The sequence below is a fragment of the Streptomyces sp. NPDC048389 genome, from assembly GCF_040706335.1.
Taxonomy (GTDB): Bacteria; Actinomycetota; Actinomycetes; order Streptomycetales; family Streptomycetaceae; genus Streptomyces.
Genome location: NZ_JBEZKP010000053.1, coordinates 1 through 24,329, shown reverse-complemented (window position 1 = coordinate 24,329; position 24,329 = coordinate 1). Strand labels below are relative to the sequence as shown.

Sequence of the window (24,329 nt, the reverse complement as noted above, 5' to 3'; positions counted from 1 at the left end):
ACGAGGGGCCGCCCCTGCGCCCGGCAGGGACTCGACGGGCGAGGCCCGCGAACCGCGTGCGGATGTCCTCCCGTGGCACGAGGATCGGTGAATGGCCCGTCACGCCCGTACGTATGCGTAGGGGCCGCACGTACCTACGGACTTCCTACGGACTTCCAGGAGCACACGCATGAACGGAACAGCTCGGATCGGCGTCACGGGACTGGCGGTGATGGGCCGTAACCTCGCCCGCAACTTCGCCCGCAACGGCTTCACGGTGGCCGTCCACAACCGCACGGCGACCAGGACGCGCGCCCTGGTGGAGGAGTTCGGTCACGAGGGCACGTTCGTCGCCGCGGAGTCGGCGGAGGAGTTCGTCGCCGCGCTGGAGCGGCCGCGCCGTCTGGTGATCATGGTCAAGGCGGGTGAGGCGACGGACGCCGTGATCGAGGAGTTCGCGCCGCTGCTCGAGGAGGGCGACGTCATCATCGACGGCGGCAACGCACACTTCGCCGACACCCGGCGCCGCGAGAAGGAGCTTCGGGAACGCGGCATCCACTTCGTGGGCGTCGGCATCTCCGGCGGCGAGGAGGGCGCCCTGCACGGTCCGAGCATCATGCCCGGCGGCTCGGCCGAGTCGTACACCTCACTCGGTCCGCTGCTGGAGAGCATCGCCGCGAAGGCCCCCGACGGCACGCCGTGCGTCACCCACGTCGGACCGGACGGCGCCGGCCACTTCGTGAAGATGGTCCACAACGGCATCGAGTACGCCGACATGCAGCTCATCGCGGAGGCGTACCACCTGCTTCGGGCGGTCGCGGGCTACTCCCCCGGGCGGATCGCGGAGACCTTCCGCACCTGGAACACGGGGCGGCTCGACTCGTATCTGATCGAGATCACCGCGGAGGTGCTGGCGCACACGGACGCGGCGACGGGCAAGCCGTTCGTCGACGTCGTGATGGACCAGGCGGAGCAGAAGGGCACGGGTCGCTGGACGGTGCAGATCGCCCTCGATCTGGGGGTGCCGGTGTCGGGGATCGCGGAGGCGGTCTTCGCCCGGTCCCTGTCGGGCCACGCCGGGCTGCGGGACGCCTCGCGCTCCCTGCCCGGCCCACAACCGCAGCCGCTGTCCTCCGAGGACGCGGCGCGCTTCGCCGACCAGGTCGAGCAGGCGCTGTACGCCTCCAAGATCGTGTCGTACACGCAGGGCTTCCACCAGGTGCAGGCCGGCAGCGACGCCTACGGCTGGGACGTGGACGCGGGTTCCGTGGCGGCGATCTGGCGAGCCGGGTGCATCATCAGGGCCGCGTTCCTGGACCGGATCCGCGGGGCGTACGACGAGCGGCCGGACCTGCCGAGCCTGCTGGCGGACAAGCAGTTCGCCGAAGAGATCGGCGCGGCGCAGGACGACTGGCGGCAGGTCGTCGCGACCGCCGCCCGGCAGGGCGTACCGACACCGGGCTTCTCCGCGGCGCTGGCGTACTACGACGCGCTGCGCGCCGCGCGGCTCCCCGCGGCGCTCACGCAGGGGCAGCGCGACTTCTTCGGCGCGCACACCTACCGGCGGACCGACCGGGAGGGGTCGTTCCACACCCTCTGGGGCGGTGACCGCACGGAGGTGGACGCGGGCTGACCGTTCCTGTCCCGCCAGGGCCGGCCGATCCGGTCGATCCGGCCGAGGCGGCGGGCCCGGTCAGGGACCGGCTGGTCCCCGGCCGGACCGGGTCAGGGCCCGCCGGGTCCCGGCCGGACAGGTGATTACGGCCCGGCGGGTCCCGGTTGCGGTTCGGGCTCGGGAACGGGATCGGGGCTCGGCCCCGGCGGCTTGGGGATCGGATCCGGTGAGGGCACCGGCGGCGGGCTCGGCGTCGGCACCGGCCCGGGCAGCGGACCCGGGTCCGGCGGCGCCCCGGGGTCGGGCGTCGGCACCGGTGGTGCGGGGTCGGGGTAGGGGTGCGTCATGCCGGCCTCCAGGGTGCGAAGTCGTACGTCGCGCATGTCTTCCGGTCCGCGTTCCCACGCGGACCGGATCCACTCCCCGAAGGACTGCACGATCTCGGCGGCGCAGGCGGCGTGCCGGGGGCGCACCGCCGTCGGGGCGCTGCGCCGATGAGCGTGGCTCGCCCACGGTGCCTGAGCATGCGCGTGATGCCTGAGCACTCTCATGGTGCCTGCGCACTCCCGTGGGCTGAGCACGCCCGTGGCGGCGAGTATGCCCGTGATGCCCGAGTACGCCCGTGGCGGGGGCGGCTCAGGAGCTGGCCGCCACCGCGGCCGCCGCCGCCCGCAGACCGGGACGAGGGCTGGCCAGCACGGGCACGCGGCTCCTCGTGCGCTCCGCGGCACCAGCCATCGAAGCCTGGGCCAGCACGACGACGTCCGCGTCGCCGACCTCGTCCACGGCGGCGGCCACCGCCGCCAGATAGCCGTCCTGGTCGCCTGCCTCGAACCGCTCCCAGGCGCCTTCGACGACCACCGTCCGCAGCTCGGTCTCCCGGCCCGCCGCCTCGTCCCGGATCAAGGCGGTGGTCGGCGCCAGCGTGCTCTGCAGCGCCGCGATCACGACGATCCGCCGGTGCCGGGCCGCCGCGGCCGCCATCGGCCGGTCGACGCGCAGCACCGGCACGCCGAGAGCGGGCCCGCACGCCTCCGCGACGTCAGCGATCGTCGAGCAGGTGCACAGAACGGCGCGCGCACCGTCGGCGACCACTTCGGCGAGGACGGCGGCCACGTCACCGGCCACGGCCTCGGGCCCTTCCCGTACGGCCCGGGCCAGCAACTCCTCGTGCACGAGGTGCCGCATCGCCAGCGACGGATGGTCGCCGTCCCTCAGCCCGTCGAAAACGGGCACATGAACGGCGGAGGTGTGGAGCAGCACCAGCATGGCCGGGATGCTACGCACCTCCGCGCACACGGCTTCAGCCGGGCACGGCGGGCGCAGGCGAAGCGTCTCCCGGCTCGGAGGAGGCGAGCAGTTGCACGAGGCGGCCTGATCCGGCCCGGGGAACAGGCCGACACCCGGAGCCCGCTTGTCGTGTCGATCATCCGCGATGCGTGGCTGGTGGCCGGCGGCAGATGAGTGCTGAGGACGGCCTCCGGGGGCCATGTCCCGGAAACGGCTCAGAGTGAGGCGGCCGCCTGAGGGCTGCGCGCGGTGTCGCTCCCCGGCACGGGCTCGGAGGCGTCGGAACCGAGCGCGACGATCCGGTTGTCGGCGTCCACGTGCACGACGCTCGGCACCAGGGTGCGCGCCTCCGCGTCCTCGACCTGGGCGTAGCTGATGAGGATGACGAGATCCCCGGGATGCACGAGGTGCGCGGCCGCGCCGTTGATCCCGATCACACCGGAGCCGCGCTCCCCCTCGATGACGTAGGTCTCCAGGCGGGCACCGTTGGTGATGTCCACGATGTGGACGAGCTCGCCCGGCAGCAGGTCGGCGGCGTCCATGAGGTCGCGGTCGACGGTGACGGAGCCCACGTAGTGGAGGTCGGCCTGGGTGACGGTGGCCCGGTGGATCTTGGACTTGAACATGGTGCGCATCATCGAGGTACTCCTGGACATAGGCTCCCTGCCTGCGTTTTTGCAGGTCAAGTGCGGTTTCCCCACCCTACAACGAGTCGCATGTTCGGGCAGCATTCCCCAGGTTCTTCAGGACTCATGCTGACCACTTGCCGACTTTCCTGACGCGTCATCAGGCGACTGGATGAGGCTTCACCCGCTCTCCCGGACCCCACCGCGACGACGGCACAAGCCTACGCAGCACTCCTCCAAGGGCACCAGTGATCACCGTCACCCTGGCGGTCCGGGCGGCGTTCAGGAGCGAAGGCGGCCGACCGGGAGCGTGCCCCGCGCCGCCGCGGGTCAGCCGGCCCAGGCCCTCGTATTCCACCTGAAAGGGGGCCCTACGGCTCAACGAAGAGCGTCTTCACTCCGCGCTCGACTACGTGCCACCTGCCGAGTACGAACGCGACTTCTGGCAGAGCCAGGAGCAGACCCCGCAGTCCGCCTGAAACAAGATCACCGGACTTTACGAAACTCGGGGCAGCCCAGCCTGGGGCGGCGCCCCTTGGGCCATGCGGGTGGCATCCGTCCCGGGCACCTGTCCCCTGCGGCACCGGTGACGAATGCACCACGAGACCTGGGCCACCCTGGCCCAGGCCCGATGAAGGAGTGAACATGCGCAACCGGACCGTGACTGCGGCTTCCGCAGTCGTCCTGGCCGCCCTGTGCGCGGCGCCCGCGCTGGCGGCGTCCGAGACGGCCTCGAAGACGCTGCCCGCCCACGACCACAAGGCCCTGCACGCCATCGGCCTGACCGGCGACCAGCGCCTCGTCGAGTTCGACGTCCACAAGCCGTCCAAGACCTGGTCGCTCGGCAAGGTCTCGGGGCTGTCCGGCGACACCAAGCTCGTCGGCATCGACTTCCGCGTCCAGAACGAGAGGCTCTACGGGGTCGGAGACAAGGGCGGCATCTACACCCTGAACACCACCAACGCCAAGGCCATGAAGGTCTCCCAGCTGACCGTGGCCCTGGCCGGCAGCACGTTCGGCGTGGACTTCAACCCCGCCGCCAACCGGCTGCGCGTCATCTCCAACACCGGGCAGAACCTGCGGCACAACATCGACGACGCAGCCGCCCCTCTCACCACGATCGTCGACGGCACCCTGACCAACCCGACCATGCCGCCGTCGACCGCGATGGGGGTCACCGGCGCCGCGTACACCAACAACGACCTGAACGCCGCGACCGCGACCACGCTGTTCGACCTCGACACGATGGCCGACCGGATCTCCCTGCAGTCCCCCGCCAACGCCGGCACCCTGGCCCCCACCGGGAACCTCGGTGTGGACGCCGCTCTCGACGCGGGCTTCGACATCTACTCCGACTCCAAGACCGGCATGAACCACGGCTTCGCTGCCATCGGCACCGGCGGCTCCTACCGCCTCTACGCCGTCGACGTGCTGACCGGCAAGGCCACCGGCAAGGGCGCGTTCCCGAAGATGTACCAGGTCACCGACCTGGCTCTGCCCATCAACCAGAAGTAGACACGGCCCGTGCGCAGTCGGTCCGGGCGCAGCACTCTGCTGCGCCCGGACCGACCGACCGGGTCATCCGGCTGGGCCGTGGTCAAGCAGGTGGCCCTGCGCCCTTCCGTGGAGGACGGGGTGCAGGGCCACCGGGGCTTTCGGATCTCGCGCGAAGGCTTACTTCGGCATGAGGACGGTGTCGATGATGTAGACATTGGCGTTGGCGGTCTTGACGTTGCCGCAGACCACGTTGGCGGTGTCGTTGACCTTGTAGGACTCTCCGGAACCGGTGGTGGTGACCATGCCCTTCTGGAGGGTCTCGAAGCTGCCGTTCTCCAGCTGTTGGGGGGTGAGCTTCTGCCCGACCACGTGGTACGTGAGGATCTTCGTCAGGGTCGCCTTGTCGGCGAGGACCTTGTCGAGGTCGGCCTTCGGGATCTTGGCGAAGGCGTCGTTCGTCGGGGCGAAGACGGTGATGTCCTGGGCGTTGTTGAGGGTGTCCACCAGGCCCGCCTGCTTCGCCGCGGTCACCAGGGTGGACAGGGCCGGGTTGTTGGAGGCGGCAGTGGCGACCGGGTCCTTGGCCATGCCGTCGAAGGAGCCCGCGCCTTCCTTGGGCACGCCGGCGCAGGCGGGGCCGAACGGCTGGTCACCGGTCATGGTGTCGCCCGCCGGGGTGCTCTCGCCGGTCGTCGCGGTGTCCTCAGCGGCCGTGCTGGGGGCTGCGGCCTTGGTGTCGCCGCTGGAGTCGGAGCACGCGGCGAGGGAGAGGGGGAGCAGGGCGGCCGCGGCGACGGCGATGGCGGTACGGCGGATCTTCATGCTGTTCATGATCTTGCGCTCCTGGTGAGCTGTTTATTCAGGGGTGGGTTGTGTTGTGCTGCCCGGACCCGGCCTGCAGGCCGGGTCCGGTGGTCTAGGGGACGGTGACGAAGACGCTGTGCCAGCCGCTCGCCCCGTCGGGGATGGTGCGGGTGCGCTCTTCGGTCTGCAGCTGACCGGTGCCGTCGGTGGCGCGGACGGTGATCGTGTGGCCGCCGGGGGTGGCGTTCCAGCGGTAGGACCACTGGCGCCAGGTGTCGATGGTGTCCTGCGCTGCGAGGTCGGCGTCCTGCCAGGGCCCGTCGTCGACGCGTACCTGGACGCGGGTGATGCCGCGGCGCTGGGCCCAGGCGACCCCGGCGACGATGACGGGGCCGGCGGCGGGGCGGGCGAAGGGTTTGGGGGTGTCGATGCGGGACTGGGTCTTGATGGGCGCCCTGCGGGCCCACTTCCGCTTGACCCAGTAGGGGTCGTAGGCGTCGAAGGTGGTGAGCTCGATGTCCTCGATCCACTTGCATGCCGAGACGTAGCCGTAGAGGCCGGGGACGAGCATGCGGACGGGGAAGCCATGGTCGAAGGGCAGCGGCTCGCCGTTCATGCCGACCGCCAGGATGGCGTCGCGGCCGTCCATCACGTCCTCCACCGGGGAGCCGAGCGTCATGCCGTCCACGGAGCGGGCTACCAGCTGATCCGCCCGCCCGCCCTTCGACGGCGGCCGGACGCCGGCTTCCTCCAGGAGGCCGGCGAGGGGGATGCCGAGCCAGCGGGCGTTGCCGATGTAGGGGCCGCCGACCTCGTTCGAGACGCAGGTCAGGGTGATGTCGCGTTCGATGAGCGGGCGGTCGAGGAGCTGGTCGAGGGTGTAGGTGCGGGGGCGGGTGACCCCTTTGCCGTGGATGCGCAGCCGCCAGGTGCCGGCGTCGACCTTGGGAACGGTCAGGGCGGTGTCGACGCGGTAGAAGTCGGAGTCGGGGGTGGTGAAGGCCGTGATGCCGGGGACCTTCAGCTGGACGCCGGCCGGTACGGCGGGGGCCGGGGAGGCAGGCTTGGGCAGGACCAAGTTCTCCCGGGAGGCGATGGCGCCCTGGCCTTGCCGACCGGTGAAGTACCGGCCCAGTGCGCCGGCCGAGGTCGCGGCGACGGCGGTCACGCCGGCCGCGGTGAGGAACCCGCGCCTGTTCCACACTCCGGCGGTTCCCTCGCCGTCCCCACCAGCCGGGGCAGCCGCGGGGGCGGCTTTGGACGCCAGCACGTACAGGGCGAGAGCTCCCGCGACCGCTCCTGCGATCGAGGGCAGCGCGTCGCCGATGCCGGTGGAGTCGGGGCGGCTGAGGGCCGCGGCGGCGCCGACGATCCCGAACAGCAGCACCCCGGCGGCACCGGCACGCCGATGGGACAGGGCGAGGATGCCGAGGGCGACGGCGATGAGGGCGAGGATCACGAGGATCCCCAGTTGCAGGACGGTCTTGTCGTTCTCACCGAACGTGCGGATCGCGAAGTCCTTCACCGCGGCAGGCGTCCGGTCGATCACCACGCCGCCCACCACGGTCACCGGCCCGGCGGCGGGCCGTACCAGTCCGGCCACCAGCTCGGCCACGGCCAGGGCCGTGAACGCGGCCAGGAGTCCGGCCAGTGCGCCCAGCGCGGCGCGGACGAGTTTGCTGCGGAAGCTGCTCACACCCTGCATTCGGCAACCCCTGCCCGGCGGATTGGTCCGACCCCCGAAGGGGTGAAACCGCTCGCCGTGTTGCCTTACGAAGCCGGCGTGGAGGCGGCGGGGCGGCCAGGGCCACCGGCCTGTGGGGCGGGGCCGGTGACGGGTCGGCGGTCACTCGGGAGGCGCACGGGCCACCAGGCACGTGGGCCGAGGTCGAGGATGGGAGCCGGCACGAGGAAGAGGCGTACGAGGAGGGTGCCTATGAGGACGCCGATGGCGACGATGCAGCCGATCTGAGCGAGGTAGAGCAAGGGCATCACGGCGAGTGCGGCGAAGGTGGCGGCCAGGATGAGGCCGGCGGCGCTGATGACGCCGCCGGTGGTCACCAGCCCACCGCGCACCCCGGCCGCCGTGCCGTGCCGGACCGCTTCGGCGCGGATCCGGTGGACGAGGAAGATGTTGCAGTCGACCCCGAGCGCGACGAGGAAGACGAAGGAGAACAGCACCACGGCGGGCTCGGTCACGCTGCTGCCGAGCACCATCTGGAAGAGGAGTGCGGCGGCCCCGAACGCGGTGAACAGGCTGACCCAGGCGGCTGCGACCAGCAGCAGGCAGCGCAGCAGGACGGCCAGGACCGCTGCCAGCACCAAGGGCATGATCAGCCGGTCGCCGCGCACCGATGCCTGGTGCAGATCGGCGAGCTGTGCGCTCTGTCCGCCGACCAGTGCCCCGGTCCCGGCCGGCGAGGCCCGCAGCCGGGAAACCGTGTGCCGCGCGCGGGCGCTGTCCGGGGTGTCCGACAGTGTCGCCAGGATCTGCACCCCCGCGGAGGGCCCGGCCGACACTGCGGCTGTGGCCGCCACGCGCGGTGTCGAAGCGATCCGGTCGCGGACCTCGGCCGACCGGGCGCAGGGGCGAGAACGACCAGTGGACTGGCGGTGCCGGCCGGGAAGTGGCGTACGAGGACGGTGTGTCCGGCCACGGAGGGGGCCCTGGCCGGCAGGGCCTGGTGGAGGGGGACGCCGGTCTGGGCGAGCAGCGGCGCCAAGGCCGCTCCGGCGGCGAGGAGGACGAGGCAGCCGGTCCAGACCCGGCGCGGCCGGTGCTCCAACGCACGAGCCAGCCGGGCCCACCTGCCGCCCGGCCGCGCGCCTGGGTGCGGCCGCAGCGCGCGCCGCCCGCACAGCACCAGCACGGCCGGCAGGAAGGTCAGCGACACGGCAGTGCAGCACACCATGGCGATCGCCACCGCCGGCCCCAGGGCCCGCTCGGAGGGCAGGTCGCTGAGGACGAACGTCATCATGGCGCAGGCGATGGTCGCGGCGCCGGCCAGCACGGGCGGTGCCGTGGCCCGGCACGCTGCCGCCATCGCCCGGCCGATGTCGACCTGTCCGGCGAGTTCTTCGCGGGCGCGGGCGGCCAGGAGGAGGGCGTAGTCGGTGCTGGCACCGACGACCAGGACGAACATGATGCCCTGGGTCTGGCCGTCGATGGACAGCCAGCCCGGCCGGGCCAGTGCGTACAGCACGGCGCCGACCTCGCGCTCATCGTCTCCGAGCTGGTCACCAACGCGGTCCTGCGCGCCGATGGCCCCTACGCACTCACCCTCAGTATCAGTCCGGGACGGGCCGGCACCGCCGTCAGCGACGGCTCCCCCGACCTGTCCGGACACCACAACCGCACCCGGCGGACCGGACCGGGCGGGCGCGGCCTGCACATTGTCCGGGCGCTGGGCGCGGAACTCTTCGTCAGCCCCTCAGACCACGGCAAGCAGGTCATCGCGGTCCTCACCTGGTAGGCCCGGCCAAGGACGGGGTACTGCGGGTGGCTGTGCCGACAGCCACCCGCAGCAGACCTGCCCGGCTCACGGTGCGTGCAAGGCGTCCCCAGGACTGCCTGGTACGCCGCAGCCGGGGCAGGTCACCGGTCCGCGCCACGCCGTCTTGTCGGCGGCGGACCGGGGCTCTTCCCTCGGCGTCCGGTCAGGCGTTGATGCAGGTGTTGCCGAAGGACGGGTTGAGCAGGCCGATGACGCTGACGGTGTTGCCGCAGGCGTTGACTGGGATGTGGATGGGCACCTGGATGAGGTTGCCCGAGCCCACGCCCGGCGAGTACGCGGCCACACCCTGTGCGCCGGCGTCGGCCGACGCCGCCGACGCGCCCCCCATCAGGACCGCACCGGCCGCCATCGCCACCGCCAGACCTCGTCGCACACGAACCATCTCGACTACCTCCCATGGGATACCTGCAGCCGTGCGGGCGGTCCGCGCGGCCGGTGAGGGAACCGCCGATCTCATGTTTCCCTCACCCGTCCCTTCGCGGCCGCCGGCCCGGCGGCTGGGCCGGCACGGCGGCTGGGCCGGCACGGCGCGTTTCCCTCGAACGGGGGAACTGCCGGGGGTACGGGTGACGAAGTCCCCTCCCATCCGCACGCCCGTCCGCTACGAAGAACTGCTGACACGCCCACCTGGTGCGGTGGCCGGACCAAACCCGTGGGGCGGTCCGGCCGGCACTTGCGAGACACGTCAAGGACTGGCATGCGATGGACACCCCGCCCACGGGCGGCCTTCCCCGGCCGCCCCTTCGCCTTCTCTCCACGGCCGGAGCACCGCAGGTGAACCAGCCGCTCCCCTTCGGCCCCGGGTCGGCCGCAGACCGCACCGACCTGGCCCACGTCATGGACAAGGTCGCCCACGGCGACAAACAGGCGTTCTCCGCCCTCTACGACGCCCTCGCGCCCGCTGTCTTCGGGATCGTGGTCAAGGTCGTGCGCGACCGCGCGCAGTCTGAGGAGGTCATCCAGGAGGTCATGATCGACTTGTGGCGTCAGGCCGCCCGCTACCGGCCTGACGCCGGCGCGGTGACGACGTGGGCGGCGACGATCGCCCACCGGCGGGCCGTGGACCGGGTCCGCTCCGCCCAGGCCGCCACCGACCGCGAACAAGCCCACGCTGCCCGCGAGCACACCACCGCTTTCGACGAGGTCGCCGAGCAGGTCGAGACCCGCCTGGAGTCCGAGCAGGTGCGCCGCTGCCTGCGCGGCCTGACGGAGCTGCAGCGGCAGGCGGTGGCCCTGGCCTACTACCGGGGACTGACCTACCGTGAAGTCGCCGAAGCCCTGCGCACACCTCTTCCCACGATCAAGACACGCATGCGCGACGGGCTGATCCGGCTCCGCGACTGCATGGGGGTGACCACATGAAACACCACGCCACCGATGCCCACACCCTCGCCGCCGCATACGCCCTCGGCGCTCTCGAGGACGACGAACGCGGAGCCTTCGAAGACCACCTGCAGGCGTGCGAGGCATGCCGACTAGAGGCCGCCGAGTTCGAGGCGACCGCGGCACGCCTGGCAGCAGCGGTGGCCCAGCCACCGCCTACGGCAGCCAAGGCACAGGTCATGGCCGCCATCGACGGCGTGCGCCAACTGCCGCCACGCATCCCCGCACCCGCCGCCGCACCCGCTCTCGGCGGCCTGCTGCGCCGCAAGGCCCTGCCGCTGGCGATGGCCGCCAGCGTGGCCGCCGCCGTACTCGGCGGCGCGACGGTGTGGCAGCTGCAGAACGGGCAGGAACTCAAGCAGCAAGCCCGCCAGGCCCAGCAACAACTGGACGCGGTCAGTGCCGTGCTGGCCGCACCCGACGCCCGAGCCGTCCACGGGCGGGCCGCCAACGGAGCCCTGACGACCGTCGTTGCCTCCGAGCGGCAGAACAGGGCCGTCTTCACCGCCGCGAACCTGCCCGCACCCGGCGCGGGCAAGACCTACCAGCTGTGGCTGGACCACGACGGCACCATGCGCCCGGCCGGACTCATCCACGGCGACGGCACCGTCATCCTGACCGGCAACCCCGCCGACGCGGGCGCCGTCGGGCTCACCCTCGAACCCGCCGGAGGCTCCCCCCAGCCCACCACCGCACCCCTGCTCCTGATGACCCTTCCCACCTGACCCGGCGCGCCCCGCATCGATCGGCAATCGACGTACCTCATGGCAAGCATCCCGGAGATCGGGGACATCGTCGGTGATTTCCGCCTGCCCGGCGGGCACCTTGACGGCGAAACCTTCCACCGCCGCGACTACACCCTGTGCGAGCAGCGCGGCAAGCCTCTCGTCCTCGCCTTCCACCCCGGCGACGACACCCCCGTGTGCACCGCACAGCTGTGCTCCTACTCCGACGGCTTGGCGCAACTCCAGTCCGCCGGTGCCACCGTGTGGGGTATCAGCCCCCAGGGGCTCGACAGCCATGAGAAGTTCGCCCGCAACCGCAGGCTGCGCATGCCCCTGCTGCCCGACGAGGGACGTGCGGTGGCGTAGTCCTTCGGGATCAGCGCACCCCTGATCGGCCTGCGCCGGTCGGTGTGCATCATCAACGGCCACGGCCGCCTGCACGGGAAACACGTCACCGCCGTAGGCGCCACCTACCCGCCCCGTCATGTTCTTCGCGGTCCTGCAAGAGGGCCGCTGGCCTCCGGGCCCGGCATGACTGTTGCCCCCTGTCGAAGGCATGACCTGGGGGGTGGTGTCACCGGGTCCGGGGGTGTTCGTCGGAGACGCTGATCAGAGGTCCGGCCACCGTCCGGTCCGGCGCAATGCCGGGCGGTTCGCGGGCGGCAGGTCTGCATGACGTGGATGCGCGAGCACGACACCCGAGCCGGGGCCGGCACCGTCAACACCCCGGAGACCGCCGTCGCCACCCTCGCGGCGCTGCTTCTCCTCACCTGTCGACGCCGACGGCACCACGCCTGACGTTCTCGCGCCCGGCGTGGCGGGCCCAGAGGATCAGCGGGACCTGGAGGGGAAGCCTCCCATAGGCGATGGCTCTCGCGATCGTAGAGCGGTAACGCCAGTCATAGGCCATCTTGGCGTTCGCCGGGAACACCCCGGCGAAGAACAGGGCGGTGGCCCGGGCGCTCGCCCTCCGGGTTGCCGGTAGCACGAGGCCCGCGGCCAGGGTCAGCTCAGCCACGCCACTGGCCGCGGTCCAGAGCCGGGGGCTGCCCGGCAGGGAACGCGGCACGATCGAGTCGAACTTCCTCGGTGCGACGAAGTGAGCGATTCCCGCCGAGGCCATCAGCCCGGCGAGCACAAGCGCGGAACGCGCAGGGGACATGGGATTCCTTCGACCAGGCTGCGGACAGGAGCAGGCACACGGGAATACCGATCAGTTACCGGATGGTAATTATGCTGTCGCCGATCTTTCTTCCTGTCACGCCGTTGACATGACGTCCGCCGAGCGGGCCCTGTCGGTGCTGTCGTCTGCCACGGAGACGTCAGTCGGTCTGCCACGAGAAGTGTCAGTGGGTGCGGGCGGCGTGGTGTGCAGACGAGCGGCAGCCTGTCAGTGAGAGCGGACAGGCCGGATCACGCCTGTCTGGGGAGTGCCGTGAAGTTTCGGGGGTAACTGAGCTGGGCATAGACCGGCGCTTCGGACGTGAGGCGGGCTGTACGGGCACGGCAGGGCAGGACGAGGGCCAGCAGCGTCTCGTGGAGCGTTCCACAGCGGTGTCCGCCGCGTTCGAGGGCAGCGAGGAGATCGCCCTTGCCCGGGACCTGGCCCGCGGCTTCCTGACCGAGGTGCAGGCCGTGCACGGGCTCCCGGTGTCCGTGCACGTCATGGGCATGGTGCAGCTGGTCGTCAGCGAGATGGTGACGAACGCCCGGAAGTACGCGCCCGGTCCGTGTCTGCTGACGTTGGAGGTCAGCGAGGGGTGCTGTCGAGGTGACCGTGTGGGACAGCGACCCGACGCTGCCCATGGCGCGGGCTGGGGATCCGGGCACGAAGTAGACCGGGCCGGCGGAGGAGTCGGAGCGGATCTCCCGGGCGTGGATCAGGCGGATGACGGCGCCGCGGATCGCGTCGTACGCCTTGTCGGCGACGGTGTGGTGCGAACCGGCGGTGAGTGCGTCGGCCTTCACCGTCCAGCGCCGGCCCTGGTTCTCCACGGCGACGAACACCGCGTGCTGCTGCCGGTACGCCGCGTTGAAGGCGTCCACCGTGGTCGCGTCGGGGACGAGGTTGGCGGGGCACGGTGTGGGCAGCGGCTGCATGAGGGCATCGTGCCAGGCCGGGGCGGCGGGACGTTGACGTCGTGCGTGTCCTTGCCGGCGGGGCGGGCGTTGGTGGGGTGACGCGTGCACGGGTCGAAGGTCTTCATGGACTTGTGCAGGTCGGCGGCCCCGGTACCTGCCCGGACCCGGGGACGCAGCACGTTCGGACCCCTGCGAGGCGGTGGCCCGGTTGACGCGTCCGGACCATGCGGCCTGGGAGGCATCATGAGGGCGGTAGGGCGTGTGTGGTGTCGTCGTCATGGGCCGGCGAGACCATGGACGTGAACGGATACCGTGAGAGGGAAGTACGAGGGTGACGGCGATAGCCACTGACATCGAGAAGGCAGCGGGTGTGCTGCGCGCGGGGGGCCTGTTGGCCCTGCCGACGGAGACCGTCTACGGTCTGGGCGCCAACGCCGAGGACCCTGACGCTGTCGCACGGATCTTCCAGGTCAAGGGACGCCCGCCCTCCCACCCGCTGATCGTCCACATCGGCGCTGCGGAGCAGCTGGACGACTGGGTCGAGGAGGTCCCCCAGGCCGCGCGCCTGCTGGCCGAACACTTCTGGCCCGGGCCGCTGACACTGGTCCTGCGGCGCGGCCACCGGGTGCCGTTGGAGGCGACCGGCGGCCTGGAGACGGTGGCCGTGCGTGTGCCCGACCACCCTGTCGCGCTCGCGCTGCTGTCGGCGTTCGGCGGCGGTGTCACGGCGCCGTCCGCCAACCGCTTCGGCTCGGTCAGCCCCACCACCGCCGCCCACGTCCGGGCGGAGCTCGGGGACGCCGTCGACTTCGTCCTGGACGGCGGCCCCTGCCAGGTCGGCGTCGAGTCGACCATCGTCGACGTCACGGGCGACATGCCGGCCATCCTCCGGCCCGGAGGCGTGACACGCGAGGACCTCGAAGCTGCGCTGGGGCACCCGGTCGCGGTTCCGTCAACGAGCGGCGTCCGGGTGCCGGGCCAGCACCCGTCGCACTACGCGCCGCGGGCGCGGGTCGTCCTCGTCGAGCCGGGGAAGGTCGTCGCCGAAGCCGAGCTCGCCCAGGATGCGGGGCACCAGGTGGGCGTCTTCCTTCCCTCTTCCCTCGTCGGCGCTGAGGTGAAGGCGCACGCCGTGGTGGCCCTGCCCGGTTCGCTGGACGCCTACGCGCACGGGCTGTACGGGTTCCTGCGGGAGCTCGACGAGCGGGGGTGCGATCTCATCGTTGCGTGCCTTCCGGCGGAGGAGGGGCTGGGGCTGGCGATCGGCAACCGGCTGCGCCGAGCAGCTGGGCCCCGAACCTCCGGGTGAGCGGCTGCGGTCGGGGCGGTCAGGATGCGGTGGCCGCCGCGGCGTCGAGGCCGCGGGTGGCGACGAGCTGTGCGCTGCCGTCGGCCAGGCGGTAGGACAGCCCCACCACGGCGGTCCGGCCGGCGGCGACCGCCTCGGCCAGGACGCGGGAGCGCTCCAGCAGCAGGTCCACGGTGTGCTCGATGTGCTCGGCCAGGATCTCCTCGGGCGTCTCGCGGCCAGCGGCGCGGGCTGCCAGCACGCTGGGGGTGACCCGCTCGACGACGTCGCGGACGAAGCCGCCCGGCGTCTGTCCGTCCTTGAGGGCGGAGCAGGCCGCGGCGACGGCGCCGCACGAGTCGTGGCCGAGGACGACGACCAGCGGCGCGTTCAGGACGCTCACCCCGAACTCGATCGACCCGAGGACTTCGGTGCCGGTGACGTGCCCGGCGGTGCGAACCACGAACAGGTCGCCCAGGCCGCGGTCGAAGATGATCTCGGCGGCCAGGCGGGAGTCGGAGCATCCGAACAGCACGGCGAAGGGCTGCTGGGACGGTGCGGTCTCGGTGCGGCGGGTGGCGTCCTGGTTCGGGTGCTCGGGGGTGCCGGCGACGAAGCGCTGGTTACCGGCCATGAGCAGGTTGAAGGCGTCGCGGGGCGTCGGGGTCTGGGTCTCGGTCATGGCGGCAGCCTACGAGGCGGCATCTGCCGTCGCACCGCCTGGTCCCTCCGGACAGGGCCGGGTCGGGCGGCGCTGCCGGCCCCGGCATCACTCCCAGGCGTCGGGCGAGGACGGTCTCGATGCGGAACCGCAGCGCGTGGCGCAGCCGCCCGGCCCCGTAGGGGTCTGTAGCTCCTCGTTCGTCCTGCACACCCGTACAACGAGCGGGGCGCTGCTTGGGCTGTCGGCCGAACGGGCCCCGCCCCGGCACCGACACCATCACCGTCCTCAACGCCCTCGCCCACGCCGGCCGCCCGCTCACCGCTGACTTCCTCGCCGAATCCGCGGAGGGCTTGTCGGAGAGCAACTGCCCGCCGAGGATCGCCCCGCCCGCGAGCACCAGGCTGACGGCGCAGACCACGCCCGCACCCTTCAGCGCCTGCCGCCGTGACAGGCGAGGGGGCTTCCGACCGTTCACCTGGCACCTCCCGAACCCCCTGGGACTCCGGCTTGGCCGCGCGGCGGACACCACTTCGTACTGCTGATCGTGCCCCGTATCCGACAGCGGTTCGGTGAGCGCGCTTACAGTTCTCGCCCCGCTGCGGGGCCTACGTTCGGATCATGGTGCTGAGGATCGTGCTGGGCACGGTGTACACGGCGATGGCCATCGGCCAGCTCGCCTCCTTCCCCTCCATGCCCGCCATCCTGTCCGCGTACGGGCTGGTGACCGGCGGCGCCGCGACCGCGCTGGCCGTGGCGCTGATCGGGGGCGAGCTGGTGTGCGGCGTCTGGTTCCTGGCCCGTCCCCGCTCGAGGGCCCTGGCTCCGGTGTGGGTGTTCACCACGGTGTCGCTGGTGTGGTCGCTACTGACCGCACAGGCGTACGCACGCGGGCTCACCGTGGCCAACTGCGGCTGCTTCGGCAGCTACCTGACCCAGCGGCTGAGCTGGTTCGTCCTGCTCCAGGACGCTGCGACGTTGCTGTACGCCGCCGTGCTGATCCGCTCCGCACGCCAGGCGCCCGCTCCTTCGCACGACCGGAAGGGGGCGAGCCGCGATGTCCGCACTCCGTGAGCGTTCCGGTCTCAGTGGCATGGCACCGGCCGTGGGTGCCGGGCTGGTCATGGTGGTGTCCTGCGCCGGCCCGCTGCTCGTGGCCGGCGGGCCGCTCGGCGCCGTCGGCGGGGCCCTGGCCATCCCGTGGCTGATCACCGTCGGGGCGGTGGTGCTCCTCGCCGGCACCGGCTGCGCCCTGCGATGCCGGGCCCGGCGCCGCCGTGGCGCGGGACCGCAGGACTGCTGCCCGACCGTACCGGCCGAGCCCCCGCCACACGAAGAAGTCGATCCGGGCGGCGACCACCGCTGAGCGGCCGCCCCTGCAGGAGAGGAGTTCCTCGATGACCCAGGCGCCCGCGCCCAGGCGCAAGGTGGATCGGGACGAGGTGTTCGTGGAGTTCACCAAGTCGATCTGCCCGCTGTGCAAGACGCCCGTCGACGCGCAGGTCAACATCCGCGAGAACAAGGTGTTCCTGCGTAAACGGTGCCGCGAGCACGGTGAGTTCGAGGCGCTGGTGTACGGCGATGCCGAGGAGTACCTGCCCTCGGCCCGCTTCAACAAACCCGGCGCCATCCCGCTCACCTTCCAGACCGAAGTAAAGGACGGCTGCCCGCTCGACTGCGGGCTGTGCCCGGAGCACAAACAGCACGCCTGCCTCGGCATCATCGAGGTCAACACCGGCTGCAACCTGGACTGCCCGATCTGCTTCGCCGACTCCGGCCACCAGAGCGACGGCTACTCCATCACCCACGAGCAGTGCGAACGGATGCTTGACGCGTTCGTCGCCTCGGAGGGGGAGGCGGAGGTGGTGATGCTCTCCGGCGGAGAGCCCACCATCCACAAGCACATCCTCGACTTCATCGACCTCGCCCAGACCCGCCCCATCAAGAACGTCAACCTCAACACCAACGGCATCCGCCTGGCCACCGACAGGAACTTCGTCGCCGAGCTCGGCAAACGCAATCAGGTGGCGGGCCGCTCGGTAAACATCTACCTGCAGTTCGACGGCTTCGACGAGCGCACCCATCTTCAGATCCGCGGCAGGGACCTTCGTACGTTCAAGCAGCGGGCCCTGGACAACTGCGCCGAGGTCGGCCTGACCGTCACCCTGGTCGCGGCGGTCGAGCGCGGCCTGAATGAGCACGAACTCGGCGCGATCATCGAGTACGGCATCGACCACCCCGCCGTCCGCTCGGTGGCGTTCCAGCCGGTCACCCACTCCGGCCGGCACGTCGCCTTCGACCCCCTGCAGCGGCTCACCAACCCCGACGTCATCCGGCTCATCAACGAGCAGCGGCCCGCCTGGTTCCAGAAAGGCGACTTCTTCCCCGTGCCGTGCTGCTTCCCGACCTGCCGCTCCATCACCTATCTCCTGGTGGACGGCGAACCGGGCAACTTCACCGTCGTGCCCATCCCGAGGCTGCTGAACGTCGAGGACCACCTCGACTACGTCACCAACCGCGTCATGCCCGACGCCGGAATCCGCGAGGCCCTGGAGAAGCTCTGGTCCGCCTCCGCGTTCATGGGCACGGCCACGACCGAGGAGAAGCTCCGCGCCACGGCCGAGGCCCTGGACTGCGCCGACGGGTGCGGGATCGACCTGCCGGAGGCGGTGAAGCAGCTGAACGACAGGGCGTTCATGATCGTTGTCCAGGATTTCCAGGACCCCTACACCCTCAACGTCAAGCAGCTGATGAAGTGCTGCGTCGAGGAGATCACCCCCGACGGACGCCTCATCCCGTTCTGCGCATACAACTCCGTCGGGTACCGCGAACAGGTCCGCGCCGAGATGTCCAGCGTCCCCGTCGCCCCGGTCGTACCGAACGCCCTGCCGCTCGTCGGACGGCTCACCGACACCCCGTACGGATCGAAGACCTCCCTCAGCGCCGCGGGAGAAGCGGAGTCCCCGTCATGACACAGCCACCCACGGGCGACGAGCTGAAGGCGTGCTGCGCCGCCGCCTACTCCTCCGACGTCGTCGCCCTCCTGCTCGGCGATTCCTACCACCCCGGCGGCACCGCGCTGACCCGCCGCCTCGCCGACGCCCTCGCACTGCCCCCAGGCGCGCGGGTCCTCGACGTGGCCTCGGGACGCGGCACTACCGCGTTGCTGATCGCCGACGTCTACGGTGCCGAGGTCGACGGGGTGGACTACTCCGCCGCCAACACCGCCCTGGCCCAGGGCGCCGCCCAGGCCGCGGGGCTCACCCGCCAGGTGCGCTTCACCACCGGCGACGCCGAACTGCTGCCATACCCCGAGGGCGTCTTCGACGCGGTGGTCTGTGAGTGCGCACTGTGCACGTTTCCTGACAAGGCACAGGCGGCCACCGAGTTCGCCCGCGTCCTCACGGTCGGCGGCCGCCTCGGCATCACGGACGTCACCGTCGCCCCCGACCGGCTCCCGCCCGAGCTCACCGGTCTCGGCGCCCGGATCGCCTGCATCGCCGACGCGCGCCCGCTGGACCAGTACGCCGAGATCCTCGCCGCGGCGGGCCTGCGCACCCTGCGCACCGAACGCCACGACCAGGCCATGCTGCGGATGATCGACCAGATCGAGGCCCGCCTGCACCTGCTGCGCATGACCGCCCTGGACAGACTCACCGCCGCCGGCGTCGACCTCGACGCGGCCCCCGCCGTCCTCGACGCGGCCCGCACAGCCGTAACGGACGGCTCCCTCGGCTACGCCCTGCTGATCGCCGAGAAGGGTGGAGACTCCTGATCGCCCGTGGCTCCTCCGCTCTGCCGTAGTGCGCCGACGGCGTCACGAAAGCGACGAGGAGGGGTTCAGCCCTCGGGCTGCTGCATCCAGGCGTCCGCGCCGGGGTCGTCGCCTTCGGCGCGGGTCGCGAGCCGGTCGACGTAGTGCTGCCAGCCCTCGGCGTGTGCGGCGCACGCCTCTGGGGAGGGGAGTCCGCTGTGGACCAGCCTCAGGAGGGTGCCGTCCGCGGTGGGTTCGAGGGTGATCTCCACCGTGGTGGAGCCGGGCGGGACGCGCATGGGCCCGGCCTCCCAGCCCCAGGTGAACACGAGCCGCTTGGGCGGGTCGACGGTGACGAAGTGGCCGGAGGCGATGTTCCCGCCCGTGACCCGGGTGCGGTAGGCGCCGCCGGGTTCGAAGGAGAACATTCCGTCGGCGCCCATCCAGGACAGCCACTTTTCGCGGTCCGTGAAGAACCCGAAGACCGTCTCGGGGCGGGCTGCGATGTGCCTCTCCAGAGTGACGGTGTCCATGGGGGTTGCGGAGGTCGTCATGAGGGCTTCTCGTTCCGTTCGGCCTCTTCGGCGAGCCGGGCCAGGGTGTCGAGCTTCGTGCCCCACATGGCCTGGAGGTAGTCGGCGAGCGGGCCCAGCGCCTCCCGGTCAGCCCGGTAGAACCGCTTCGTCCCGTCCTTGCGCAGCGTAACCAGACCGGTCTCCCGCAGCACCTTGAGGTGCTGGGACACGGCCCCGAACGTGACCTCGAAGCGGGCCGCGATGTCCCCCGCGGACAGCTCGTCGTCCCAGATCAGCCGAAGAATCTCGCGCCGTCTGGGTTCCGCCACGACCTGTACCGCGTCCATGCTCCGAATTTTAGCCCAGGCTTCAGCTTGCCTTCCAGGAGCCACTTCTTTTAGTCTCGACTTAAGTAACCCAGGAGAATCCCCAGCACCACCAGGAGCACGTCATGACCGCGATCACCTACGCAACCGACATCGCCGCCAGCCCGGCCCGCGTCCTCGAAGCGCTCAACACGCACGACGGCCTCACGGGCTGGTGGACGAACGACGTGAACCGCAAGGACGAGGTCCTGTACTTCAACTTCCCGGGCGTCCCCGAGCCCTTCCAACTGCGTCGCGACCAGGCCGACGAGAACCGTGTGGTCTGGGTGAACGTCGGCGTGTTCCCGCCCGACTGGGCCGGCACCACCATCACCTGGGAGCTGACCGGGACCTCCGACGGCACCCACGTGGCCTTCTCGCACTCCGGGTTCCCGGACGGCGAGGCCGAGATCCCGATGATCAGCGAGACGTGGGGCATCCTGATGACCCGCCTGCAGGACTACGCCGAGACGGGCACCCCCAACCCCTTCTTCACCGTCTGAGGATCCCGATGAAGGTCGACGTACGGACCGAGACCGTGATCGCCGTCCCGTGCGAGCGGGTCGCCGCCTACGCGGCCGACCCCTCGCACGCGCCGCTCTGGTACGTGAACATCTCGTCCGCCGAGTGGCAGACCCCACCGCCCGTGGGGCTCGGCTCCCGGATCGCGTTCGTCGCCCGCTTCCTCGGTCGGCGCCTGGCCTACACGTACGAGATCACCACATACGAGCCCGGGCGCCGGCTGGTGATGCGGACGAGCCAGGGCCCCTTCCCCATGGAGACCACGTACCAGTGGGAGCCGTACGGGCAAACCGGTGACCACACCCGCATGACCCTGCGGAACCGCGGCGAGCCCAGCGGCTTCGCCACGCTCGGCGCCCCGTTCATGGCGGCAGCCATGCGGCGCGCCCAGAGCAAGGACCTGGCACGGCTCAAGGCCCTGCTGGAGCAGCGGGACCGGCCCGGCCTCTCCGGGTGATGGCCGAGGCGCGCCACCGGCGGGCCCGGCGGCCGGCCTGCGGCTGCTACTTCGGTGGGAGCGTGCCGGCGAAGGCCAGCGACAACGTGACCCAGTGCCGCAGGACCGCGTCCTCCGCGAGAGCGGGACCTGAGACCGTCACCCAGCCGCGCATCGGACGGCCGGTGAAGTCCATGGGCCTGGCCTCCGGCCGGGCGAGCGCCTCCTGCGCCCGGTCCGGTCCCACGCGGGCGATGAGCTCGTCGCCCACCACGCCCACAGTCATGTTTCCGACCAGCAGGAAGGAGAGACCGCCGAACATGTGCTTCTCGGTGAGGTCCGGCCGCTCACCGAGTTCCTCCCTGATCCGCTGGGCAAGACCTTCGTCGTACGTCATGGGACCACTTTCCCCCAGGCTCCAGCGACGTGCCTGGTCGGGCAGTACGCGGTGCCCCGGGTACGGAGCACCCTCCCTCGACGCAGCATCGGTGACCCCGGGCAGGTGGAGCAACCGGTGAGACCACCAGCCGGACCCACCTGCGGCGACACGGCCCTCAAGGGCGTCAGACGGAGGAACCGAACAAGAGACTCCCGGCGGTGCGGGAGCAGCGCCGCCACCTGCTCGCGTGGCAGCGCCACCACCCCCGCTCCACCCTCCCGCCGATCCCCTGCGATTGCCCGGCCCAGCTACCCGGCGTGGCGCACGTCGGCTGTCGCGCGGATGCCGGTCGTGGCCCGATGTCCGGCAGCCGCGGACACAGCGTGTCCCGGTCGTGGCTTGGATCTACCGCCACGTAGGTAAGCACGGTCACATACCGGCCCCTTCCATGGGTCCTAGCGTCGGGGGCGAAAGCGACAGAGCTCGTCCACCGGATGGGTTGATCACTATGGCCACCGCAGCACATGTATCCCCCAAGACCGCCGTGATCCCGGTCCATGCCGTGTGGGGCGCCGCGGCTGGCCTGGTCGGCGGCATCGGGTTCGGGATCTGGATGTCGGTCTCCCGGCCGTTGATGGACACCGCGATGATCACGATGGTCGCGGGTCTCCTCGGCTCCACCAACGCGTTCGTGGGCTGGCTGATCCACCTCGCGATCGCGCTCACAGCCGGCACCGCCTTCGGCGTCGTGTTCGGCCACCTCGCGCAGCGCCTCGCCCCCGCCATCGTCCTCGGCCTTGCCTACGGCGCGGTGTGGTGGTTCCTCGGCGCCCTGTGGATCATCCCCGCCAACATGGGCATGCCCGTCTTCGAATGGAACGACGTCACCGCCTCCAGCCTCGGCGGCCACCTCGTCTTCGGGCTCCTGGCCGGAATCACCTTCTCCCTCATCGCTCAGATGGCGGGCGAGCGGACCGGCCGGGCCGCAGGATGACACCGATACCACCAGCGTCAACGCCTGGCCCCGGCTCACCGCTCCGGGGTACCGAGCCTCTTCTCGGCGCCCCGGACGACTACTGTCTGGCCAGCAGCGCGAACACGCTGGCCAGCCCGCCGAGGGGAGCCGCGCCCCCGCCCTGGGCACCGGGACGACGCGAGGAACCCCACCACATGAACCACACTGGCGACGACCCCGAGAAGACTTGGTGCATCTCGGAGGTCGACATCTTCCGCGACCTGAACGAGGCGGAGATGGACGCCGTTGCCGCCGCCGCCCCGATGAAGAGCTACAGCGTCGGCGAACTGCTGTACTCTCCGTCCCAGCCCTCCGAGGTGCTCTTCATCCTCAAGAAGGGCCGAGTCCGGATCTTCCGGGTCTCCGCCGACGGCCGCGCCCTCACCACCGCGATCATCAGCCCGGGCACCATCTTCGGTGAGATGGTGCTCCTCGGCCAGCGGATGTACGACAACTTCGCGGAAGCCCTCGACAACGTCACCGTCTGCGTCATGAGCCGCACCGACGTCCACCGCTTCCTCCTCGCGGACGCCCGGATCTCCGCGCGCATCACCGAGATCCTCGGCCGACGGCTCGCCGACCTCGAACAGCGCCTGTCCGACAGCGTGTTCAAGTCCGCGCCGCAGCGCATCGCCACCACCCTGCTGACCCTCGCGGCAGAGACCCGGCCGCGCGTACTCGGGGCCCGCAGCCCGCAGATCGCGCTGACCCACCAGCAGATCGCCGCTCTGGCAGGCACCTCCCGCGAGACCACCACCAAGGTCCTGCGCGACTTCGCCGACCAGCACCTGATCCGCCTGGCCCGGGGCCGCATCACCGTCCTGGACCCGGAGCGGCTCACGGACCACGCGGGCTGACGTCACCGAACCGTAAGCACCGGGCCCGCACCGAACCCGCCCGCGCGGCCTACAGTTCAGCCGACCCCGACCTCCAGGAGTGACGCTTTCATGCGTGCCCGCCTCGTCCTCCCCGGCCTCCTGGCCGCCACCGCGCTGACCGTGGCCGGCTGCGGCACCCAGGACAACACTTCCTCTCAAGGCGCGGCAGACACAGCCCCTCCCGCGGCCTCCGGCTCCTCCGCGCCGGCCGGTGGACAGTCCGGGAGTTCAGCGGTACCCGAGGCGCTGCGGTTCACCGGCACGACCGTGGACGGCCGCCCGTTCGATGCGGCGACACTGGCGGGCAAGCCCACCGTGCTGTGGTTCTGGGCACCGTGGTGTCCCACCTGCAAGGCCCAGGGCCCCGAAACCGCCAGGGTCGCCGCCCAGTTCCAGGGCAAGGCGAACGTCATCGGGGTGGCCGGACTCGACAAGCCGCAGGCCATGAAGGACTTCGTCACCGACACCAAGGTCGGCACCTTCCCGAACCTGTCCGACGAGGCCGGGGAGATCTGGAAGAAGTTCGAGATCACCCAGCAGAGCTTCTACGTGATCCTCGACAAGGACGGCAAGACCGCCTTCACCGGCAGCCTCCCGGCCGGCAAGGGACTCGCCGACAAGCTCACCCCGCTCGTGGGCTGACGCGCCGTGTCCGACCTTCCTCTCGCCCTCGCCCTGGCCGCGGGCATGCTCGCTGCCGTCAACCCCTGCGGCTTCGCCCTCCTGCCCGCCTACCTCTCCCTCCTCGTCCTCGGCGACGACACGCCCACCCGCGCGGCCGCCGTCACCCGCGCACTGTCCGCGACCGCCGCGATGACCGCCGGATTCGCCGCCGTGTTCGCCTTGTTCGGTCTCGCCATCGCGCCCGTCGCCGGCCAGGTCCAGCAGCACCTGCCCTGGTTCACCATTGAGTTGTGTGCATCGTGAAGTTGCAGGTCACGGGGCTGGTGTGCATGGGCTTCGGGGTGCTCGTGCTGGTCGGGGGCGTATGACTCCCGGC

The 24,329-nt window shown here is 71.2% G+C and carries 26 protein-coding genes and 3 pseudogenes; 17 read left to right on the top strand and 12 right to left on the bottom strand.

Translation table 11 applies throughout. The features are described from left to right. Positions 1-169: 169 nt before the first annotated feature. Positions 170-1,612 carry an NADP-dependent phosphogluconate dehydrogenase gene (gndA, locus tag AB0903_RS27690; protein ID WP_366707344.1) on the top strand — a complete coding sequence of 481 codons (1,443 nt, stop codon included), beginning with the start codon at positions 170-172 and terminating at the stop codon, positions 1,610-1,612. Between the two features lie 618 nt (positions 1,613-2,230). Here gndA and AB0903_RS27685 read toward each other — a convergent pair. Further along, positions 2,231-2,863, bottom strand: a complete 633-nt coding sequence (locus AB0903_RS27685) for an aspartate/glutamate racemase family protein (RefSeq protein WP_366707342.1) — start codon at positions 2,861-2,863, stop codon at positions 2,231-2,233. Between the two features lie 236 nt (positions 2,864-3,099). Continuing rightward, entirely contained in the window at positions 3,100-3,522 is a 423-nt protein-coding gene (gene panD, locus AB0903_RS27680) for an aspartate 1-decarboxylase (RefSeq protein WP_366707389.1), read from the bottom strand. A 633-nt stretch (positions 3,523-4,155) separates the two neighbouring features. On the opposite strand from panD, the gene AB0903_RS27675 reads away from it, so the two are divergent. After that, entirely contained in the window at positions 4,156-5,025 is an 870-nt protein-coding gene (locus AB0903_RS27675) for a DUF4394 domain-containing protein (protein ID WP_366707340.1), read from the top strand. A gap of 159 nt (positions 5,026-5,184) precedes the next feature. Here the strand turns inward: AB0903_RS27675 and AB0903_RS27670 are convergent, their stop codons facing one another. The 5 genes and pseudogenes from AB0903_RS27670 to AB0903_RS27650 all read right to left on the bottom strand — a co-directional run bounded on the left by AB0903_RS27670 (position 5,185) and on the right by AB0903_RS27650 (position 9,708). Continuing rightward, a complete protein-coding gene (locus AB0903_RS27670) occupies positions 5,185-5,838 on the bottom strand; it encodes a fasciclin domain-containing protein (protein WP_366707338.1) in 654 nt (217 codons plus the stop codon). Between the two features lie 85 nt (positions 5,839-5,923). Continuing rightward, on the bottom strand, positions 5,924-7,516 hold the full coding sequence (locus AB0903_RS27665) for a molybdopterin-dependent oxidoreductase (RefSeq protein ID WP_366707336.1): 1,593 nt from the start codon (positions 7,514-7,516) through the stop codon (positions 5,924-5,926). Positions 7,517-7,581: 65 nt separating this feature from the next. Continuing rightward, entirely contained in the window at positions 7,582-8,349 is a 768-nt protein-coding gene (locus tag AB0903_RS27660) for an MMPL family transporter (protein ID WP_366707334.1), read from the bottom strand. A 287-nt stretch (positions 8,350-8,636) separates the two neighbouring features. Continuing rightward, positions 8,637-8,954, bottom strand: a pseudogene (locus tag AB0903_RS27655) (MMPL family transporter); the annotation flags it as partial. A gap of 514 nt (positions 8,955-9,468) precedes the next feature. Further along, on the bottom strand, positions 9,469-9,708 hold the full coding sequence (locus AB0903_RS27650) for a chaplin (RefSeq protein ID WP_366707332.1): 240 nt from the start codon (positions 9,706-9,708) through the stop codon (positions 9,469-9,471). Positions 9,709-10,163: 455 nt separating this feature from the next. Between AB0903_RS27650 and sigK the strand changes: the two genes are divergently transcribed. The 3 genes and pseudogenes from sigK to AB0903_RS27635 form a co-directional block, all read left to right on the top strand. Next, positions 10,164-10,688 (top strand): ECF RNA polymerase sigma factor SigK, encoded by a 525-nt coding sequence (sigK, locus tag AB0903_RS27645; RefSeq protein WP_366707387.1) that lies wholly within the window; start codon positions 10,164-10,166, stop codon positions 10,686-10,688. Then, positions 10,685-11,434: an anti-sigma factor gene (locus AB0903_RS27640; protein WP_366707330.1), complete on the top strand. Its 750-nt coding sequence runs from the start codon at positions 10,685-10,687 to the stop codon at positions 11,432-11,434. Before sigK ends, AB0903_RS27640 begins: the two co-directional genes overlap by 4 nt. Positions 11,435-11,473: 39 nt before the next feature. Further along, positions 11,474-11,908, top strand: a pseudogene (locus AB0903_RS27635) (redoxin domain-containing protein); the annotation flags it as partial. A 292-nt stretch (positions 11,909-12,200) separates the two neighbouring features. Here AB0903_RS27635 and AB0903_RS27630 read toward each other — a convergent pair. After that, the gene (locus tag AB0903_RS27630) at positions 12,201-12,596 is read right to left on the bottom strand and encodes a hypothetical protein (RefSeq protein WP_366707328.1); all 396 of its coding nucleotides are present in this window, start codon (positions 12,594-12,596) and stop codon (positions 12,201-12,203) included. A 374-nt stretch (positions 12,597-12,970) separates the two neighbouring features. On the opposite strand from AB0903_RS27630, the pseudogene AB0903_RS27625 reads away from it, so the two are divergent. Both AB0903_RS27625 and AB0903_RS27620 read left to right on the top strand, forming a co-directional pair. Beyond that, positions 12,971-13,262, top strand: a pseudogene (locus tag AB0903_RS27625) (ATP-binding protein); the annotation flags it as partial. A 585-nt stretch (positions 13,263-13,847) separates the two neighbouring features. After that, entirely contained in the window at positions 13,848-14,825 is a 978-nt protein-coding gene (locus AB0903_RS27620; RefSeq protein WP_366707326.1) for an L-threonylcarbamoyladenylate synthase, read from the top strand. 19 nt (positions 14,826-14,844) lie between these two features. Here AB0903_RS27620 and AB0903_RS27615 read toward each other — a convergent pair whose 3' ends face one another. After that, on the bottom strand, positions 14,845-15,486 hold the full coding sequence (locus AB0903_RS27615; RefSeq protein ID WP_366707324.1) for a carbonic anhydrase: 642 nt from the start codon (positions 15,484-15,486) through the stop codon (positions 14,845-14,847). 600 nt (positions 15,487-16,086) lie between these two features. On the opposite strand from AB0903_RS27615, the gene AB0903_RS27610 reads away from it, so the two are divergent. From AB0903_RS27610 to AB0903_RS27595, 4 genes are read left to right on the top strand one after another with little or no spacing between them, the layout of a single operon-like run. Continuing rightward, positions 16,087-16,539, top strand: coding sequence for a MauE/DoxX family redox-associated membrane protein (locus AB0903_RS27610; protein ID WP_366707322.1), 453 nt, complete (start codon positions 16,087-16,089; stop codon positions 16,537-16,539). Next, the gene (locus AB0903_RS27605) at positions 16,523-16,831 is read left to right on the top strand and encodes a mercury transporter (protein ID WP_366707320.1); all 309 of its coding nucleotides are present in this window, start codon (positions 16,523-16,525) and stop codon (positions 16,829-16,831) included. The genes AB0903_RS27610 and AB0903_RS27605 overlap by 17 nt, the downstream gene beginning before the upstream one ends. 31 nt (positions 16,832-16,862) lie before the next feature. After that, complete coding sequence (locus tag AB0903_RS27600) at positions 16,863-18,437, top strand: radical SAM protein (protein WP_366707318.1); 1,575 nt, start codon at positions 16,863-16,865, stop codon at positions 18,435-18,437. Next, complete coding sequence (locus AB0903_RS27595; protein WP_366707316.1) at positions 18,434-19,240, top strand: methyltransferase domain-containing protein; 807 nt, start codon at positions 18,434-18,436, stop codon at positions 19,238-19,240. Before AB0903_RS27600 ends, AB0903_RS27595 begins: the two co-directional genes overlap by 4 nt. 65 nt (positions 19,241-19,305) lie before the next feature. Here AB0903_RS27595 and AB0903_RS27590 read toward each other — a convergent pair whose 3' ends face one another. Together AB0903_RS27590 and AB0903_RS27585 are read right to left on the bottom strand one after the other, a co-directional pair. Beyond that, positions 19,306-19,773, bottom strand: coding sequence for an SRPBCC domain-containing protein (locus AB0903_RS27590; protein ID WP_366707314.1), 468 nt, complete (start codon positions 19,771-19,773; stop codon positions 19,306-19,308). Next, a complete protein-coding gene (locus AB0903_RS27585; protein ID WP_366707313.1) occupies positions 19,770-20,081 on the bottom strand; it encodes a metalloregulator ArsR/SmtB family transcription factor in 312 nt (103 codons plus the stop codon). Before AB0903_RS27585 ends, AB0903_RS27590 begins: the two co-directional genes overlap by 4 nt. Positions 20,082-20,185: 104 nt before the next feature. Between AB0903_RS27585 and AB0903_RS27580 the strand changes: the two genes are divergently transcribed. Both AB0903_RS27580 and AB0903_RS27575 read left to right on the top strand, forming a co-directional pair. Next, positions 20,186-20,602, top strand: a complete 417-nt coding sequence (locus AB0903_RS27580; RefSeq protein ID WP_366707311.1) for an SRPBCC domain-containing protein — start codon at positions 20,186-20,188, stop codon at positions 20,600-20,602. A gap of 8 nt (positions 20,603-20,610) precedes the next feature. Beyond that, entirely contained in the window at positions 20,611-21,078 is a 468-nt protein-coding gene (locus AB0903_RS27575) for an SRPBCC family protein (RefSeq protein WP_366707309.1), read from the top strand. 46 nt (positions 21,079-21,124) lie between these two features. Here the strand turns inward: AB0903_RS27575 and AB0903_RS27570 are convergent, their stop codons facing one another. Beyond that, entirely contained in the window at positions 21,125-21,454 is a 330-nt protein-coding gene (locus tag AB0903_RS27570; protein WP_366707307.1) for a TfoX/Sxy family protein, read from the bottom strand. Between the two features lie 490 nt (positions 21,455-21,944). Between AB0903_RS27570 and AB0903_RS27565 the strand changes: the two genes are divergently transcribed. The 4 genes from AB0903_RS27565 (at position 21,945) to AB0903_RS27550 (ending at position 24,256) form a co-directional block, all read left to right on the top strand. Next, complete coding sequence (locus AB0903_RS27565; RefSeq protein ID WP_366707305.1) at positions 21,945-22,430, top strand: hypothetical protein; 486 nt, start codon at positions 21,945-21,947, stop codon at positions 22,428-22,430. Between the two features lie 176 nt (positions 22,431-22,606). Continuing rightward, positions 22,607-23,308 carry a Crp/Fnr family transcriptional regulator gene (locus AB0903_RS27560; protein ID WP_366707303.1) on the top strand — a complete coding sequence of 234 codons (702 nt, stop codon included), beginning with the start codon at positions 22,607-22,609 and terminating at the stop codon, positions 23,306-23,308. A 90-nt stretch (positions 23,309-23,398) separates the two neighbouring features. Continuing rightward, the gene (locus tag AB0903_RS27555; RefSeq protein WP_366707301.1) at positions 23,399-23,971 is read left to right on the top strand and encodes a redoxin domain-containing protein; all 573 of its coding nucleotides are present in this window, start codon (positions 23,399-23,401) and stop codon (positions 23,969-23,971) included. Positions 23,972-23,977: 6 nt separating this feature from the next. Next, positions 23,978-24,256 carry a cytochrome c biogenesis protein CcdA gene (locus tag AB0903_RS27550; RefSeq protein WP_366707299.1) on the top strand — a complete coding sequence of 93 codons (279 nt, stop codon included), beginning with the start codon at positions 23,978-23,980 and terminating at the stop codon, positions 24,254-24,256. Positions 24,257-24,329 lie beyond the last annotated feature (73 nt).